Raw genomic sequence first — 17,802 nt, 5'->3', positions numbered from 1 at the left:
TCGCAATCCAACTGATACCAAGCTGTGGCGATTCGACCGGAAATCGCCGCCGTTTACCCTGTTGAGGTGAACGAAGCCCCAACCACCCAGACCAGCGACCAGGCGCCCCGGTACCGCTACAACGCGGCGCTGGCCGGGCGTATCGAAGAGACCTGGCAGCAGCACTGGGAGCAGGCGGGCACCTTCAACGTCGCCAACCCGGTCGGTTCGCTCGCACCGGCCGACGGTTCGCCGGTGCCCGCCGACAAGATGTTCGTCCAGGACATGTTTCCCTACCCGTCGGGGGACGGTCTGCACGTCGGCCACCCGCTGGGCTACATCGCCACCGACGTCTACGCCCGCTACTTCCGGATGACCGGGCACAACGTGCTGCACGCCCTGGGCTTCGACGCGTTCGGCCTGCCCGCCGAGCAATACGCGATACAGACCGGCACGCACCCGCGCATCCGTACCGAGGCCAACGTCGAGAACTTCCGCCGGCAACTTCGCCGCCTCGGCCTCGGTCACGACAACCGGCGCAGCTTCTCCACCACCGATGTCGACTTCTACAAGTGGACGCAATGGATCTTCCTGCAGATCTACAACGCCTGGTTCGACACAGACGCCAACAAGGCGCGCCCCATCGCGGAGCTGATCGCCGAATTCGACTCCGGGGCACGCACCCTCGACGACGGCCGGGACTGGGCGCAGCTGTCGGCAGGTGAGCGCGCCGACGTCATCGACGGCTACCGGCTGGTCTACCGGTCGGACTCGATGGTCAACTGGTGCCCGGGCCTGGGCACCGTGCTGGCCAACGAAGAGGTCACCGCGGACGGCCGAAGCGACCGAGGCAATTTCCCGGTGTTCCGGAAGCGGTTGCGGCAGTGGATGATGCGGATCACCGCGTACTCCGACCGGCTGCTCGACGATCTCGACCCGCTGGATTGGCCGGAAAAGGTCAAGACCATGCAGCGCAACTGGATCGGGCGCTCCACCGGTGCGGCGGCGTTGTTCGGTGCGGCCACCACCGACGGTGCAGCGGTGGACATCGAGGTGTTCACCACGCGCCCGGACACGCTCTTCGGCGCCACCTACCTGGTGCTGGCCCCGGAGCATGAGCTGGTCGACCGGCTCACCGTCGACGCGTGGCCGGACGAGGTGGATCAACGCTGGACCTTCGGAGCCGCCACGCCGGCAGCGGCGGTGGCCGACTACCGCAAGGCGATCGCGGCGAAGTCCGATCTGGAGCGCCAGGAGAACAAGACCAAAACCGGTGTGTTCCTGGGCAGTTATGCCACCAACCCCGCCAACGGCAAGCAGGTGCCGATATTCATCGCCGACTACGTGCTGGCCGGGTACGGCACCGGCGCCATCATGGCGGTTCCCGGGCATGATCAGCGCGACTGGGAGTTCGCCGCTGAGTTCGGCCTCCCGGTGATCGAAGTCATTGCCGGCGGCGATATCTCGGAAGCCGCCTACGCCGGGGACGGCACCCTGGTCAACTCCGGCCCGCTGGACGGCATGTCGGTCGGGGAGGCCAAGAAGGCCATGACGCAACAGCTGGAGGACCAGGGCCGCGGCTGGGCGCGCATCGAATACAAACTGCGGGACTGGCTCTTCGCCCGGCAGCGGTACTGGGGTGAGCCGTTTCCGATCGTCTTCGACGCCGACGGCCGTGCGCACCCGCTGGACTCCGCGGCACTGCCGGTCGAGCTGCCCGACGTCGCCGACTACTCGCCGGTGCTGTTCGACCCCGACGACGCCTCCAGCGAACCCTCACCCCCGCTGGCCAAGGCGACCGAATGGGTGCATGTCGAGCTGGACCTGGGCGACGGCCTGCAGACCTACACCCGCGACACCAATGTGATGCCGCAGTGGGCCGGAAGCTCCTGGTACGAGCTGCGTTACACCGACCCGCACAACACCGAGCGATTCTGTGCGCCGGAGAACGAGGCCTACTGGATGGGGCCGCGGCCGGCCGAGCACGGGCCCGACGATCCCGGCGGCGTGGACCTCTACGTCGGCGGCGCCGAGCATGCGGTGCTCCACCTGCTGTACTGCCGCTTCTGGCACAAGGTGCTCTACGACCTGGGGCACGTCAGCTCGCGCGAGCCCTACCGCCGCCTGGTCAATCAGGGCTACATCCAGGCCGCCGCCTACACCGACTCCCGCGGGTCTTATGTGCCGGCTGCCGATGTCGTGGAACGCGACGGAAAGTTCTACCTTCCGGGCGCCGACGGTGACACCGAAGTCTTCGCCGAGTACGGCAAAATGGGTAAGAGCCTGAAGAACTCGGTGTCTCCCGACGAGATCTGCGACACCTACGGCGCCGACACCCTGCGGGTCTACGAGATGTCGATGGGGCCGCTGGACATGTCGCGGCCGTGGGCCACCAAGGACGTCGTCGGCGCACACCGTTTCCTGCAACGGGTTTGGCGGCTGGTTGTCGACGAGGAGACCGGCCAGACCCGGGTGCTCGACGGCGAGCCGGACACCGAGACCCTGCGCCTGCTGCACCGCACCATCGTGGGGGTGTCGGAAGATTATGCGGCGCTGCGCAACAACACCGCAGCTGCCAAGCTGATCGAGTACACCAATCATCTGACCAAGGAGCATCGCGACGGGGTTCCGCGTTCGGCCGTCGAACCGTTGGCGCTGCTGCTGGCACCGCTGGCCCCGCACCTCGCGGAGGAACTGTGGCGGCGCCTGGGCCACGAGTCTTCGCTGGCCCACGGTCCCTTCCCGGTGGCCGACCCGGCGTACCTGGTGACCGACACCGTCGAATACCCGGTCCAGGTCAACGGGAAGAAGCGCGGACTGGTCACGGTGGCCGCCGATGCCGACGGCGACGCGATCAAGGCGGCTGCCCTGGCCGATGAGAAGGTTCAGGCGTTCCTGTCCGGTGCCACCCCGAAGAAGGTGATCGTGGTGCCCGGCCGATTGGTGAATCTGGTGGTGTGACCGCCACCCGGGAACCCTCATCAGCGCTGCGCAAAGCCTTGGTTCGCAGCGCTATTCGCAGCATGAAGTCGGCCTGAGAGGGCGACTGCATGGGGGCGGAGGACGGGGCCTTCTACGAGACGCTGACGGAACTGGGGTCTTCGACGACCTTGACGCCAGCGCCCGGGAGGAGCGCGCCGAGCTGGTGGCCTGGCTGCTTGAGCAGGGCTTCGGACTGGATCAGATTCGGGCCGAGGTGGCGCCGATGCTGATGCCGGCGCACCGCGAACTGGGCAACGACGGCAAATACGTGTCCGAACGCGAACTCAGTGCCGCCCACGGCATCGATCTGGCTCTGCTGCAAGGCATCGAAAATGCGCTGGGACTGCCGCGGCTGGACGATCCCGATGCCCCACTGCTGTTGCGGGCCGACGGCGATGCCGCCGTGCGACTGCAGCAACTCGTTGCGGCCGGCCTGGATCCGGGCCAGGTACTGCTGATGATCCGCCGGCTCTCCGAGGGCATCTCGCGGGCGGTACCAGCGTTTCGCTACAGCACCATTTCGGCGATCATGCGTCCGGGCCTCACCGAGCTCGAGGTCGCCAAAGCCCACGAGGAGATGGTACGAGCCGTTATCCCACTGTTGGGAAGCATGATTCGCGACATCTTGTTTGTCCAGCTGCGGCGGGTCCTGGAGGGCGAGCAGGTCAACGCCAGGGAGCGGGCGGCCGGGGTGGCGCTGCCCGGGGCACGGCAGCTCGCGGTGGCCTTCGCCGACATGGTGGGGTTCACCCCGCTGGGTGAGGCGGTGCCGCCCGAAGAACTGGTGGGACTCGTTGAGCGCCTGGCCGATCTGGCGAACGAGGTGGTCAATCCGCCGGTGCGGCTGGTCAAGACGATCGGCGACGCGGTGATGCTGGTGTCGGCGGATGCGTCGAAGCTGCTCGACGCGACCCTGCAGTTGCTCGACAGAGCTGCCGACGACCGCGCCCTGCCGCAGCTGCGCGCCGGGATCGCGTCGGGGTGGGCGGTGAGCAGAGCCCGAGATTGGTTCGGCAGCCCGGTAAACGTCGCGAGCCGGGTCACCAGCGTCGCCGAACCCGGCGAGGTCATGGTGGAGGGTGCTGCCCGCGCGGGCGTCGGGGATGCACCGGGCTACGCCTGGTCGTTCGTCGGCACCCGCGCACTCAAGGGTGTGGAGGGCCAGACCCGACTGTTCCGGGTGCGGCGGCTGGAAACGCCGTAGCTCAGCGCGGCCGGATCACCACTTCCTGCAGCTGCGCCTCGGCGGGTGTGTGTATCGCGTGGGCCACCACCTCCGCGACGGTGTCGGGACGCAGGAAGCGGGCGGGGTCGTATTCGCCGCCCTCGTAGGCGACCAGGTCGTGCTGCATGTCGGTGTCGACCCGGCCCGGGTAGACCGTGGTGACCCGCAGGGCGGGTTCATCGGCCCGCAGGGAGTCCGCGAACGCCCGCAGCGCGAACTTGCTCGCCGAGTACGACGCCATTCCCGCGGAAACTCGTTGTCCGGCACCGGAGTTGATGAAGATCACGTGGCCACCGGCGGCCCGCAAGGCGGGCAGCAGCGCGCCCGTCAGCGCCACCGCGCCGAACACGTTCACCTCGAAGGTGGCCCGCCACTCCTCGACGGAGGACTCGCCGGCCGCCCCGGGCAGCATCACCCCGGCGTTGTGCACCAACACGTCGAGCTCGTCGACTATCTCGGTGGCCGCCTCGATCTCGTCGATGTCGGTGAGGTCCAGCGGCCAAGTGGTGGCGCCGAGCCGCTCGGCGACCGCGTCCAGACGCGCGGACGACCGGCCGGCCAGCAACAGGGTGTGGGTGGGTGCCAGCGCCGCCGCTATCGCCGAACCGATTCCACCACTGGCGCCGGTGATCAGAGCAGTCGGCATCAACCGCAGTCCAGCGGGCAGTCCGCATCGTCGGCGGCTGCCGGTCCGACGCCATCGCAGGTGGCCAGGCGCTCCAGGGGCTCAAGTGCGCGGGTCAGGGTGTCGAGTTCTTCCTGGGTGAGCTTGTTCAGCATCGCCGCCAGCGCCGCGTGCCGGTTTGCCAGCGACTCGCGGTGGCTCGCCAGGCCCTCGGGCGTGATGTCGACCAGCACCGCCCGCAGATCAGACGGGTCGCGGGTGCGCTTGACCAGGCCGATCTTCTCCAGGCGGCGGATCGCCACCGTGGTGGTGGGGGTGCGGACCCGCTCATGGGCGGCCAATTCGGTCATCCGGATGGGGCCCCGGTCCAGCAGTGTGATCAGGATCGACAGCTGGGCCAAGGTGAGTTCGCCAGTCGGGGTCCCTCGGCTGATGTCACCGCGCCGCAGTATCGAGAACAGCTTGGACAGCGAACGGTGCAAGCCTTCTGCGATCGCCGTCACCTGCGGCGTAGCGGCTTTGCTCTCCGTCATAATTCGCCAGTCTAACCGGTGACCTCAAAGCGGGTTGACAACTCGTAGAGGTTGCTGTCACAACACCTGGGACAGAAATTTCTGCAGCCGCTGCGTCTCGGCGTTGTCGAAGATCTGGTCGGGCGGGCCGCACTCCACGACCTTGCCCCGGTCCATGAAGACCACCGTGTCCGACGCCGACCGGGCGAAGCCCATCTCGTGGGTGACCACCACCATGGTCATGCCGTCGGCGCCGAGTTCGGCGATCAACGCCAAGATCCCCTTGACCAACTCCGGGTCCAGCGCCGAGGTGGCTTCGTCGAAGAGCATCACCTGCGGTTGCATCGCCAGGGCCCGGGCGATGGCCACCCGCTGCTGCTGGCCGCCGGAGAGCGCCGACGGGCGGGAGGTGGCCTTGTTCTTCAGCCCGACTCGGTCCAGCAGGCTCATCGCGAGCTCGTGCGCGGCGTCGGCGGACATCCCGCGCAGCTTGCGCGGAGCCAGGGTGATGTTGTCCAGCACGCTGCGGTGCGGGAAGAGATTGAAATGCTGAAACACCATCCCGATCCGCTGGCGCAGCTCGTCGGGGTCGTCGGCCAGCACCGAACGGCCGCCTAACAGGACGTCGCCGGCGTCGGGTTCGTGCAGCCGGTTCAAGGTGCGCAGCATCGTCGACTTACCCGATCCGGAGGGGCCGATCACCGCGGCGGTGGCGCCCGCCGGCACGTCGAGGTCGACTCCCCGCAACACCTGATGCTTGCCGAAGGACAGCTCAATCCCTTTGGCCGCCAGCGACACCGGTTCGCGGACCACGGGCGTCGTCACGTCATCTCCTGGCTGGAGATCGTCGGGCTGAGCTCTACGTCGTCGGCTTCGGGGGGCCGGCCGCGCCGGAGTCGTTGATCGACGACGTTGACCAGGTGGGTCAGGGGGATGGTCAGTGCCAGGTAGAGGATGCCGGCGGCCACCAGGGGGGAGAGGCTGCCGGTCTGAGCGTTGAAGTCGCGGCCCACCTGGAACAGTTCCCGCTGACCGGCGACCAGGCCGAGGAAGTACAGCAGCGCCGACGCTTTGAGCAGCGCGATGAACTGGTTGACCAGCGCCGGCAGCACCCGCCGGATGCCCTGCGGTATCACCACCAGTCGCATCGCCGCCGGGTAGCCGAAGCCGAGTGCCCGCGAGGCCTCCAGTTGGCCGGCCTCCACGCTCTGGATGCCCGAGCGCAGGATCTCCCCGATGTAGGCCGCGGCGGTCAGTCCCAGGGCCGCGATTCCCAGCGGGTAGGGATTGTTGTGCGTCAGCCCGCTCACCAGCGGCCCGACCGCCAGACCGATGAGCAGGATGATCAGCACCTCGGGTAATCCCCGGAAGATGTCGGTGTAGATCCGGGCCGGCCACCGCAGCCATCGGGAGCGTGAGATTCCGGCCACGGCAAGACCCAGCCCGGCCACCAGGCCGATGGCGCCCCCGCTCACCGTCAGCAGCAGCGTGTTGGGCAGGCCGGTCTTGAGCAGGTCGGGCAGGGCGCGCCGGTACAACTCCCAGTCGAAGAAGGAGTCGCGGAGCTGCGCCAGTGTCGATTTGGGTGTGTAGGGCTGCGAATCGGACCGGTGATTGCGGGCCGCGATCGCCGCGAAATCCGGCAGATGCGGGGTGGCCGCCGACTTGGACCCCGGCCGCCAGTCCGGCGGCAACGGCCGCGGCACCCAGTCGGTGAACAGCTGTGGCCAGGTGCCGTCCTCGATGACGGCGTCCAGGCCGGAGTTCAGCGCGGAGATCAGCGCCTGATTTTTCTTGGCCACCGCGTACGCCTCGTACCCGGCGGGGCTGAATGTGTAGCCGACGATGTTCGCCGGGTCACCGGGTCTCAGCAGGTTCAGCGCGGTCAGCGACGGCGCCACCCAGGCGTCGACCTGGCGGCTCTTCAGGCTGGCGTACAGCGTGACCGAGTCGGGGAATCGCACCGGTTCGGCTTCGAGAGCGTCGACGGCGTAGGCGTCTTCGACGGTGCCCTGCACCACGGCGATGCGTTGGCCGGCAGTCAGCCCATCGAAATCGGTGATCTCCGATCCGGCCGGGACCACCAGCGCCATGTAGCCGAAGTCGTAGCCGTTGGTGAAGCCGACGGTGCGGCGGCGCTCGTCGGTGGCGTTGATCGACGCCGACCCGACGTCGAAACGTCCGGACTCCACCTGGGCCAGCAGGCCGAAGAAGTCGGTGCCCACGAAGTGCACCCGCAGACCCAGTTTCGCCGCGATGGCCCGCAGCAGCTCATTGTCGAATCCGCTGTATCGGCCGTGGGCGGTGATGCAGTTGGTCGGGGGGCTTTCGGTCAGCGTGCCGACCGTCAGCACCCCGGGGGTGCCCAGCCCCAGTTTGGTCACGTCGATCGAACTCAGGGGTTCGACGTCGGCCGTGGTGTATTTGTCCTCGCGTGGCCGCTTGGCGTTGGCCAGTTTGACCGGCAACGTGACAGCGGCCTCCTCCCCGGGCGGGGTGCACAGGTCCGGGGCGGCGCCGGCGGACGGAACTGTCGCCAGACCGCCCACGATCATGCAGGTGGCGATGAACCCCGCGAGCCTTATCGCTGGTCGCGCCATCGGCAGAGTGCCTCGGCGACGGACAGGTCGTAGTCGGGGCCGCTGCTGCCGACGGTCAGCAGGCTCACCCCGAGTCCGGTCAAGGTGTCGGCCTCGGCCAGCACGTCGCTGATGGGGGACCGACCGGTTTCACCGCCGACCGCCGCCGAGTGCTCGATGGCGGCCGGGTCTCGCCCGACCGCGGCGCAGTGCTCGGCCAGCACGGCGGCCTTGTGCGGATAGCTGTCGGCGTCGGCGAAGCTGTGCCACATGTCGGCGTGCTCGGCGACCAGGCGCAGCGTCTTGCGCTCGCCGCCACCCCCGATCAAGATCGGGATATCCCGGGTGGGCGGCGGATTCAGCTGGGCCAGACGGCTTTTGATCCGGGGCAGGGCAGCGGCCAAGTCGTCGAGCCGGCTGCCCGCGGTACCGAACTCGTAGCCGTACTCCCGGTAGTCCCGGTGCTTCCAGCCTGATCCGATGCCCAGAATCAGCCGGCCGCCGCCGATGTGGTCGACCGTGCGCGCCATGTCGGCCAGCAACTCCGGGTTGCGATAGGAGTTGCACGACACCAGCGCACCGATCTGGATGCGCGAGGTCTGCTCGGCCCAGGCGGCCAGCATGGTCCAGCACTCGAAGTGCGGTCCGTCGCGGTCGCCGTAGAGCGGGAAGAAATGGTCCCAGTTGAAGGCGATGTCGACACCGATGTCCTCGCAACGCCGCACCGCTTCGCGGATGGCGCTGTAGTGCGCTGCGTGTTGGGGCTGCAATTGCACCGCGATGCGGACGGGTCGGGCCATCTCGCCACCTTATCCCCGGAATTGTCAGCCGAGGGCCATGCGCAGCAGCTCGACCAGGACACGCGGCCGATCACTTTGCACCGAGTGTCCGGCACCGTCCACGACGTGAGTGGTCAGCCCCGGGCAGCGTTGCGCGAACTCGGTGATGTCGTCGGGGGAGACGAACACCGAATCGCCGCCGCGGATCAGGGTGGTCGGTGCGGTGATCGCCGAGACATCGGACCACAGCTCGGTGAAATCGCCGACTGAGCGGATGGAGTCGTAACGCCACGTCCAGCTGCCGTCCGACAGCCGACGGGTGTTGTGGAAAAGCCCGCGCCGCAGCGATTCCGGGTCCCGGTGCGGTGCCGCGGCCGTGGTGACGGCCAGCAGTGACTCGAAATCGGGGAAGGTCCGATCGCCTGCGGCCAGTGCCACCGTCCCACGGTCGGCGGCACTCGCCTCGGCATGGCGCTGCAGCGCCGACGGCGTCACATCCACCAGCGCCAAGCGGCGCACCAGCTCGGGAACGGTTGCTGCCAAGCGGATCGCGGTCAGCCCGCCCAGTGACATGCCGACCACCAATTCGGCGTCCGGTGCCAGCTCGCGCAGCACCGGCGTCAGAGTGGCCGCATTGCGCTGCGGCGAGTAGTCGCCGTCCTCGCGCCACGCCGAGCGGCCGTGTCCGGGCAGGTCCACCGCCAGCGCGGGCGCGCCGAGTCCGAGGATGACGGTGTCCCAGGTGTGGGCGTTCTGGGCACCGCCGTGCAGGAACACCACCCGCGGAGGTGTCGAACCCCAGCGCAGCGCACTGATGTCGCCGGTCTCGACCCGCTCCACCTCGGGCAGTGCACCGGCCAGACCGGCCTGCTCGGCGTTGCCGTGCAGCAGCGCGAACTCCGAGAGGCCGGCCAGCTCGTCTTCAGTCATGTCCCCCCGCAGAGTGGATGGTGTCTAGCCGAGGATGAATTCTTCGAGCTGGGCGCGCGCGATGTCGTCAGCCAGCTGCTCGGGCGGGCTCTTCATCAGGTACGCCGACGCGGGCAGGATCGGCCCGCCGATGCCGCGGTCCTTGGCGATCTTGGCGGCACGCACCGCGTCGATGATGATGCCGGCCGAGTTCGGGGAGTCCCACACCTCGAGCTTGTACTCCAGGTTCAGCGGTGCGTCGCCGAAGGCGCGACCCTCCAGCCGCACGTAGGCCCACTTGCGGTCGTCGAGCCAGGCGACGTGGTCGGACGGCCCGATGTGGACGTTCTTGTCCTCGACCTTGCCGGCCAGCGAGCCGGTCAGGTTAGAGGTGACGGCCTGGGTCTTGGAGACCTTCTTGGACTCCAGCCGCTCGCGCTCGAGCATGTTCTTGAAGTCCATGTTGCCGCCGACGTTGAGCTGGTAGGTGCGGTCGAGGGTGACGCCGCGGTCCTCGAACAGCTTGGCCATCACCCGGTGGGTGATGGTGGCGCCGACCTGGCTCTTGATGTCGTCGCCCACGATCGGCACGCCGGCGTCGGCGAACTTCTTGGCCCACACCGGGTCGGAGGCGATGAACACCGGCAGCGCGTTGACGAACGCCACACCGGCGTCGATGGCGCACTGGGCGTAGAACTTGTCGGCCTCTTCCGAGCCCACCGGAAGGTAGGAGACCAGCACGTCGACCTTGGCTTCGCGCAGGGCGGCGACCACGTCCACGGCCTCGGCGTCGGAGACCTCGATGGTCTCGGCGTAGTACTTGCCGATGCCGTCCAGCGTCGGGCCGCGCTGCACGATCACGTTGGTCGGAGGCACGTCGGAGATCTTGATGGTGTTGTTCTCCGAGGCGAAGATGGCCTCGGACAGGTCGAAGCCGACCTTCTTGGCGTCCACGTCGAACGCGGCGACGAACTTGACGTCGCGGACGTGGTACGGGCCGAAGCGCACATGCATCAAGCCGGGGACCGTGGAGGTGTCATCGGCGTTCTGGTAGTACTGGACGCCCTGGACCAGCGAGGACGCGCAGTTGCCGACGCCGACAATGGCGACCCGCACATCCGTCGTTTGCTCAGTCATGTTCGACGCTCTCCTTTTTCTGCTTTCACTGCTGAAGTGCTGTGTTGTTGTCCCCGATGCCCCACGTCGGGCTGGATCAGGGTTGTTCGGCCCGGCCCTGCGATACCCGTTCGGCCGCGATCAGCTCGTTGAGCCACTTGACCTCGCGCTCACTGGACTCCAGCCCGAGCTGGTGCAGTTGGCGGGTATAGCGGTCCAATGAGTTGCTGGCCCGTGCCACCGCGTTGCGCAGGCCTTCCCGGCGTTCCTCCACCTGCCGGCGACGTCCTTCGAGGATCCGCATCCGAGCCTCGGCGGGGGTGCGGTTGAAGAACGCCAGGTGGACTCCGAAGCCGTCGTCGGTGTAGTTCTGCGGGCCGGTGTCAGACACCAGCTCGTTGAACCGCTGACGACCGGCGTCGGTCAGCCGGTACACCCGCCGGGCCCGGCGCACCGGGGTCCCCGTCGGCGCGGCGTCCTCGGCGATCACGCCGGCCAGCTGCATGCGCCGCAGCGCGGGATACAGCGAGCCGTAGGAGAACGCCCGGAACGCACCCAGCAGACCGGTCAACCGCTTCCGGAGCTCGTAGCCGTGCATCGGAGACTCGAGCAACAAGCCCAAAATGGCTAGCTCAAGCACTCCAGTCACCTCCTGCAGATGGTGTAGCTACGACCGGTCGACGGTTCGGGCCATAGTATCGCGCCGATATAACCAAACCCAAGTGGCCACTGCCCGACCGGTGCCCAGGCCGACGAGATCGGTGAGGAACCAGCAGTTCAGGACGGGTAATTGATCCGTTTGACCGTGCCGTCGCCGGCGAAGGCGATATAGCCGCTGCCGTACTCGCCGGACACATACACCGACAGCGACAACGCCCCCGGTGTCGTGGGATCCTGGGCCGGATCGACGATCAGATAGGTGCTTCTCACCTCGCCGGGTTTGATCCCGAGCGTCTCGGGGGCCCCACGCAGGATTCCGACCGCAACTTTGGCGTCGAATGCGGACAGGTCGACCAGCACGTCATCGCTGCTCTTGGAGGAGGTGGACGGGTCGTCCCAGCCGCCTCGGTAGGAGTAGTTCAATTTGCGGCGCTCTTCGCCGGGGTCGGGCCGATCCAGCGAGGCGTAGTCGGGGTAGACCACCAGCCGGTAGCCCATGGTGTCACCGAACTTCTGCCGGGCCTGTTCCAGCAGCCCGGTGAGACCGCCCAGGGACTGCAGCTGTCGTGGTGGGGTGAGCACCACCGGCGCGACCCCGTCGGGCTTGGCCCCGGGATCAGAGGTGAAATTCAGCGGGGAGCTGGTGTTTCCGTACATCGCCCAACCGAGCAGCATGCCCGCCACCAGCGCGGTGCCCAAGGCGGCCAGCGCCTTGAGGACCACACCGCGCATACCCACCGTGGCCGGAGTGCCCAGCGTCGGCAGCTTGACCGGAGCGGTCTCGGTCTGCAGATCATCGACCAGGGAATGCAGGTCGCCCAGCGTCACGGCACGGGTCGCCAGGCTGATTCGCTCCTGGTGCTCGGTGCTGGACACCTGTCCCTCAACCAGCGCGTTGTCCAGGATCCGGCAGACATCTTCCCGGTCGCTGTCTTTGGCTCGCGTGCCCGCGGTCTGCCGTGTCGCCACGGCGACGATAGTAAAAGAACGCCGCCGGCGACTGACGCCGAATCCCCCGGTTGACGCCGGTTGGGGCGTTGATCGCCACCGCCGGTGGGCACCCGACGTACTCTGGTCACCGTGCGATTGCAGCGACAGGTAGTGGACTACGCGCTCCGGCGCCGATCCCTGCTGGCCGAGGTCTACTCCGGGCGTACCGGCGTCTCCGAAGTGTGCGACGCAAACCCGTATCTGCTGCGCGCCGCGAAGTTCCACGGCAAGCAGAGTGCGGTGGTGTGCCCCATCTGCCGCAAAGAGCAGCTCACCCTGGTGTCCTGGGTGTACGGCGATCATCTGGGTCCGGTGTCGGGCTCGGCGCGTTCCGCGGAGGAACTGGTACTGCTGGCCACCCGCTACCCGGAGTTTTCGGTGCACGTGGTCGAGGTCTGCCGGACCTGCAGCTGGAACCACCTGGTGAAGTCATACGTGCTGGGCATCGCGCGCCCGCCCAAGGGATCCCGCGGTCGACGGCCGGCACGCAGTGGAGCCCGTACCGCCAGTGAGTAAACATCGCGACGACGGGTCCGATGCTGGCGCGGCCCGGCCCTCCAAGGCCGGCGGCGGCCGCCCACCGGCGGGACCGGATGACCGTCTGACCACGATCATTCCGGCGGTCGACGACGCCGTGACCGCCGACCTGCGCGATCCGATCGACGCGGTCCGGGCCGCGCTTGAAGGAGAGCCGCCGCAACGCGAGCAGGCGCTCAGCGGCCGGATCCCGCGGCGCGAACCGCCTCCGGAGAAGCCGACCGCGCCCCCGCCGCGGCGGCCGGATCCCGCAGCGCCCACCGCTGCACCGGGCGCGCCGAATCCGCTGGACTGGTTGCGCGCGCATCCGCCGAATTGGCGGTGGATCCGGCGTGGGCTCTACATCTCGGTGGCCGTGATTCTGCTGTTGCCGATCATCACCTTCGCGATGGCCTACACCATCACCGACGTGCCCTCGCCGGGTGACATCCGAACCAACCAGGTGTCGACGATTCTGGCCAGTGACGGATCCGAGCTGGCCAAGATCATTCCGCCGGAGGGCAACCGCGTCGACATCGGCATCGACCAGGTGCCGGTCTATGTGCGTGACGCGGTCCTGGCCGCCGAGGACCGCGACTTCTACTCCAACCCGGGCTTCTCGGTGTCGGGCTTCGCCCGGGCGATCAAGAACAACCTGTTCGGCGGTGACACGCAGGGCGGTTCCACGATCACCCAGCAGTACGTCAAGAACGCCCTGGTCGGATCCGCGCGTGCCGGCATGGGCGGCTTGATCCGCAAGGCCAAAGAACTCGTGATCGCCACCAAGATGTCCAGCGCGTGGCCCAAAGACGATGTGCTGCAGGCCTACCTGAACATCATCTACTTCGGCCGCGGGGCCTACGGGATCGCCGCGGCGTCTCGCGCCTACTACGACAAGCCCGTCGAGGAGCTCAACATCGCCGAGGGCGCGCTGTTGGCCGCATTGATCCAGCGGCCCTCCACCCTGGACCCGGCGGTCGACCCCGAGGGCGCGCTGGACCGGTGGAACTGGGTGCTCGACGGAATGGTGGAGACCGGAGCCCTGACCGCCGCCGAGCGGGCCGCACAGGAATTTCCGGCCACGGTGTCACCCGAACTGGCCCGGTCCAAGAACGTCACCACCGGGCCCAACGGGCTGATCCAGCGGCAGGTGACCCAAGAGCTGCTCGAGCTGTTCAACATCGACGAACAGACGCTCAACACCCAGGGCCTGCAGATCACCAGCACCATCGATCCGGTGGCGCAGGATGCCGCCGAGGAGGCGGTGAGCACCTACCTCAAGGATCAGATCCCGAACATGCGCGCGGCGGTGGTGTCCATCGACCCGCGTGACGGCGGGGTGCGCGCCTACTACGGCGGATCCGATGCCACCGGCTTCGACTTCGCCCAGGCCGGGTTGCAGACCGGCTCGTCGTTCAAAGTGTTCGCCCTGGTGGCCGCGCTCGAGCAGGGCATCGGGCTGGGTTACCAGATCGACAGTTCACCGCTGACCCTCGACAACGGCCGGACCAAGATCAACAACGTTGAGGGTGAGGGCTGCGGGGTCTGCAACATCGCCGAGGCGCTCAAGCGTTCGCTGAACACCTCCTACTACCGGCTGATGCTCAAGCTCCAGAACGGGGCGCAGGACGTCGCCGACGCCGCGCATCAGGCCGGGGTCGCCAAGAGCTTCCCGGGCGTGCCGCACACCTTGTCGCAGGACGGCGGCCCGCCGGAGGGCGGTGTGGTGCTGGGCCAGTACCAGACCCGGGTGATCGACATGGCTTCGGCGTACGCCACCTTGGCAGCCTCCGGCCTCTACCACCCGCCGCACTTCGTGGAGAAGGTGGTCAGCGCCGACGGACGCGTGTTGTTCGATGCGAAGAACTCCGAGGACACCGGCGAGCAACGCATCCCCAAGGCGGTCGCCGACAACGTCACCTCCGCCATGCAGCCCATCGCCGGCTGGTCACGTGGACACAACCTGGCCGGTGGGCGGCCGTCGGCGGCCAAGACCGGCACCACGCAGCTGGGCGACACCGGGGCCAACCGGGACGGCTGGATGGTGGGCTACACGCCGTCGCTGTCCACCGCGGTCTGGGTGGGCACCACCGGGGGAGACGAACCGCTGGTGAATCAATGGGGCGGCCCGGTCTACGGCTCGGGTATTCCGGCCGACATCTGGAAGGCCACCATGGACGGCGCCCTCAAGGGCACCCCCAACGAAACCTTCCCCACCCCAACCGAGATCGGCGGCTATGCCGGCGTTCCGGCCGCGCCGCCACCGCCCCCGCCGGCCGACGACGGTCCGCCGCCGCCACCGGAGGAGACCGTCATCCAGCCGACGATCGAGATCGCACCGGGCATCACCATCCCGATCGGCCCGCCCACCACCATCACGGCCGCCCCGCCTGCCCCGGCTGCGCCGACCCCCACCGACTCGGGCAGCCCGCCGCCGGCCGAGGAGCCACCCGCTGCGCCGTAGTGCGTTTGTGACCTTGTTTCAACCCGAGGGTGAGTCCACGGAACTACTCTGTTGGCCATGCTGCAGCGACGCGCGGGGGACGACGGGCTGCTGAGCACTTCGCCGAGCGCCGAAATGGGTTGCGCCCGACCCGGGCTGGCGAAGGGCCGAGAGCCCGACTTCTGCCGGCGGGGATGCCCCAGGCGCCGGTGAGAACCCACGGCCCGACAGCGCCGGGCGCCGACAGCGCTGAAGAAGAACACTTCTTGACCACGACCGATGCCAAGCCCGCCGACGAGGCGGACCGGCAAGAGCGGCTCGAAGCGGTCAGGGCCGCCATGGAGCGACCCCGTCCAGGGGGCGAAAAGCTCTGTGTGGCATACAAACCGCCGGTGGATCTCGATGCCGAGCCCGAGCAGCACGAGTCGCGGCGGCGGTATTGGCTCTGGGCCCGGCGGGGCCTGTACGTGGCCGCCGCAACCCTCCTGACGGCGCCGGTCGTCACCTTCGCGATGGCCTACCGAACGGTGGAGGTACCCGAACCCGGCGATATCCACACCACCCAGGTTTCGACGATCCTCGCAGCCGACGGTACTGAGCTGGCGAAAATCGTTCCGCCGGACGGGAATCGGATAGACGTCAAGCTTGCCCGGGTGCCCGTTCACGTCCGTGAAGCGGTGCTGGCCGCCGAGGACCGCGACTTCTACACCAACGCCGGCTTCTCGGTCTCGGGGCTGTTTCGGGCGGTCAAGAACAACCTGACCGGGGGCGACACCCAGGGCGGTTCGACGATCACCCAGCAGTACGTCAAGAACGCGCTGGTCGGGTCGGAGCGGGCCGGCATGGACGGTCTGGTCCGCAAGGGCAAAGAACTGGTCATCGCCACCAAGATGTCGGAGCAGTGGTCCAAAGACGAAGTGCTGGAGGCCTACCTCAACATCATTTACTTCGGCCGCACCACCTACGGGATCGCCGCGGCCGCCCGGGCCTACTTCGACAAGCGGGTCGAGGATCTCACTGTCGCCGAGGGCGCCTTGTTGGCGGCGGTGATTCAGCGGCCGTCCGCGTTGGACCCGGCCATCAACCGAGACCGGGCGGTGGAGCGGTGGAATTGGGTACTCGACGGCATGGTGCAGACTGGTGCCCTGACCCTGCAGGAGCGGGCCAAGCAGTCCTTTCCGACGACCATCCCGCTCGAGCAGGCGCGCAACGCCGACCAGGCCTCCGGACCCGCGGAACTGATCCAGCGCCAGGTCACCGAAGAGTTGCTCGACATGTTCCACATCGACGAGCAGACCCTGAACATGGAGGGACTGCGCATCACCACCACCATCGACATGAAGGCGCAGCGGGCGGTGGAGAAGGCCGTCAGGACGACCATGGCCGGGCAGAAGCCGACGATGCGGGCAGCCGTGGTCTCGATCGATCCGCGCAATGGCGCGGTGCGGGCCTACTACGGCGGCGACGAGGTCGGCGGCTACGACTTCGCCCAGGCCGGCTTGCAGACCGGGTCCTCATTCAAAGTGTTCGCCCTGGTGGCGGCGCTCAAGCAGGGCATCGGCCTGGGTGAGCAGATCGACAGCGGCCCGCTGACCGTCGGCGGCATCAAGATCAGCAATGTGGGCGGCGCCAGCTGCGGCGTGTGCAGCATCGCCGAGGCACTCAAGCGCTCGCTCAACACCGCGTACTACCGGCTGATGCTCAAGCTCAAGCACGGCGCGCAGGATGTCGCCGATGCCGCGCACGATCTCGGGGTCGCGGACAGCTTCCCGGGTGTCGCCCACACCCTGTCGCAGGACGGTCTCGGTGGGCCCCCGGAGAATGGCATCGTGCTCGGTCAGTACCAGTCGCGGGTGATCGATATGGCGTCGGCGTACGCGACCCTGGCCGCCTCCGGGATGTACCACCGGCCGCATTTCATCCAGAAGGTGGTGGGCCCTGACGACCGGGTGCTCTTCGACATCGCGGACGCCAAGGACTCCGGTGAGCAGCGAGTCTCCAAAGCAGTGGCCGACAACGTCACCGACGCCATGAAGGCGATCCCGAGCTGGTCGGGTGGGCATGAGCTGGCCGGCGGGCGTCCGGCCGCGGCCAAGACCGGCACCACCCAGCTCGGCACCACCGGGGCCAACCGGGACGCGTGGATGGTCGGCTACACGCCGACCCTTTCGACCGCGGTCTGGGTGGGCACCACCGGCGGTGACGAACCGCTGACCAACAAGTGGGGCGGTCCGGTCTACGGCGCGGGCCTGCCGGCCGACATCTGGAAAGCCGGAATGGACGGTGCACTGTGGGGCGAGCCGATCGTGGCGTTCCCCAAGCCCACCGCGATCGGCGGCTTCGCCGGCGTGCCGACCAGCGCGCCCATCCCGGTGCAGTACGACTGGTATGCGCCGCCGCCTCCGCCGCCACAGGACCTGGAGGAGCTGCCGCCTCCGCCGCCGGGTTTCCCGATGCCGGAGTTCTTCCCGCCACCCCCGCCTCCGC

The 17,802-nt window shown here is 68.1% G+C and carries 14 protein-coding genes; 5 read left to right on the top strand and 9 right to left on the bottom strand.

The features are described from left to right. Window positions 1-66: 66 nt before the first annotated feature. Window positions 67-2,940, top strand: coding sequence for a leucine--tRNA ligase (leuS, locus tag AWC18_RS14175; RefSeq protein WP_085139155.1), 2,874 nt, complete (start codon window positions 67-69; stop codon window positions 2,938-2,940). Window positions 2,941-3,013: 73 nt separating this feature from the next. Next, a complete protein-coding gene (locus AWC18_RS14170) occupies window positions 3,014-4,165 on the top strand; it encodes an adenylate/guanylate cyclase domain-containing protein (protein ID WP_337333729.1) in 1,152 nt (383 codons plus the stop codon). A gap of 1 nt (window position 4,166) precedes the next feature. Here AWC18_RS14170 and AWC18_RS14165 read toward each other — a convergent pair whose 3' ends face one another. From AWC18_RS14165 to AWC18_RS14125, 9 genes are all read right to left on the bottom strand, one after another. Further along, window positions 4,167-4,832, bottom strand: coding sequence for an SDR family oxidoreductase (locus tag AWC18_RS14165; protein WP_064998786.1), 666 nt, complete (start codon window positions 4,830-4,832; stop codon window positions 4,167-4,169). Beyond that, window positions 4,832-5,344: a MarR family winged helix-turn-helix transcriptional regulator gene (locus AWC18_RS14160; protein ID WP_064998785.1), complete on the bottom strand. Its 513-nt coding sequence runs from the start codon at window positions 5,342-5,344 to the stop codon at window positions 4,832-4,834. Before AWC18_RS14160 ends, AWC18_RS14165 begins: the two co-directional genes overlap by 1 nt. 57 nt (window positions 5,345-5,401) lie before the next feature. Beyond that, window positions 5,402-6,148: an amino acid ABC transporter ATP-binding protein gene (locus tag AWC18_RS14155; protein ID WP_064998784.1), complete on the bottom strand. Its 747-nt coding sequence runs from the start codon at window positions 6,146-6,148 to the stop codon at window positions 5,402-5,404. Further along, entirely contained in the window at window positions 6,145-7,923 is a 1,779-nt protein-coding gene (locus tag AWC18_RS14150) for an ABC transporter substrate-binding protein/permease (RefSeq protein ID WP_064998783.1), read from the bottom strand. Before AWC18_RS14150 ends, AWC18_RS14155 begins: the two co-directional genes overlap by 4 nt. After that, window positions 7,905-8,702, bottom strand: a complete 798-nt coding sequence (locus AWC18_RS14145) for an LLM class F420-dependent oxidoreductase (RefSeq protein WP_085139153.1) — start codon at window positions 8,700-8,702, stop codon at window positions 7,905-7,907. Before AWC18_RS14145 ends, AWC18_RS14150 begins: the two co-directional genes overlap by 19 nt. Window positions 8,703-8,726: 24 nt before the next feature. Continuing rightward, window positions 8,727-9,611: an Rv0045c family esterase gene (locus tag AWC18_RS14140; protein WP_085139152.1), complete on the bottom strand. Its 885-nt coding sequence runs from the start codon at window positions 9,609-9,611 to the stop codon at window positions 8,727-8,729. Between the two features lie 24 nt (window positions 9,612-9,635). Then, window positions 9,636-10,727 (bottom strand): inositol-3-phosphate synthase, encoded by a 1,092-nt coding sequence (locus tag AWC18_RS14135; RefSeq protein WP_064996702.1) that lies wholly within the window; start codon window positions 10,725-10,727, stop codon window positions 9,636-9,638. Between the two features lie 76 nt (window positions 10,728-10,803). Continuing rightward, window positions 10,804-11,346 (bottom strand): PadR family transcriptional regulator, encoded by a 543-nt coding sequence (locus tag AWC18_RS14130; RefSeq protein ID WP_047321095.1) that lies wholly within the window; start codon window positions 11,344-11,346, stop codon window positions 10,804-10,806. Between the two features lie 137 nt (window positions 11,347-11,483). Next, window positions 11,484-12,344, bottom strand: a complete 861-nt coding sequence (locus tag AWC18_RS14125; RefSeq protein WP_064996704.1) for a DUF1707 SHOCT-like domain-containing protein — start codon at window positions 12,342-12,344, stop codon at window positions 11,484-11,486. Window positions 12,345-12,446: 102 nt separating this feature from the next. On the opposite strand from AWC18_RS14125, the gene AWC18_RS14120 reads away from it, so the two are divergent. From AWC18_RS14120 to AWC18_RS14110, 3 genes are all read left to right on the top strand, one after another. Then, window positions 12,447-12,872: a DUF5318 family protein gene (locus AWC18_RS14120; RefSeq protein ID WP_047321094.1), complete on the top strand. Its 426-nt coding sequence runs from the start codon at window positions 12,447-12,449 to the stop codon at window positions 12,870-12,872. Further along, window positions 12,865-15,336, top strand: a complete 2,472-nt coding sequence (locus AWC18_RS14115) for a transglycosylase domain-containing protein (RefSeq protein WP_085139151.1) — start codon at window positions 12,865-12,867, stop codon at window positions 15,334-15,336. The genes AWC18_RS14120 and AWC18_RS14115 overlap by 8 nt, the downstream gene beginning before the upstream one ends. A 173-nt stretch (window positions 15,337-15,509) precedes the next feature. Next, a partial coding sequence (locus AWC18_RS14110) for a transglycosylase domain-containing protein (RefSeq protein ID WP_109560094.1) occupies window positions 15,510-17,802 on the top strand: 2,293 nt, incomplete at its 3' end.

This window comes from Mycolicibacter nonchromogenicus (genome assembly GCF_002101775.1).
In the GTDB taxonomy this organism is placed as follows: Bacteria; Actinomycetota; Actinomycetes; order Mycobacteriales; family Mycobacteriaceae; genus Mycobacterium; species Mycobacterium nonchromogenicum.
The sequence above is the reverse complement of the archived record's forward strand: the minus strand, read 5'-3'. Positions and strand labels throughout refer to the sequence as shown.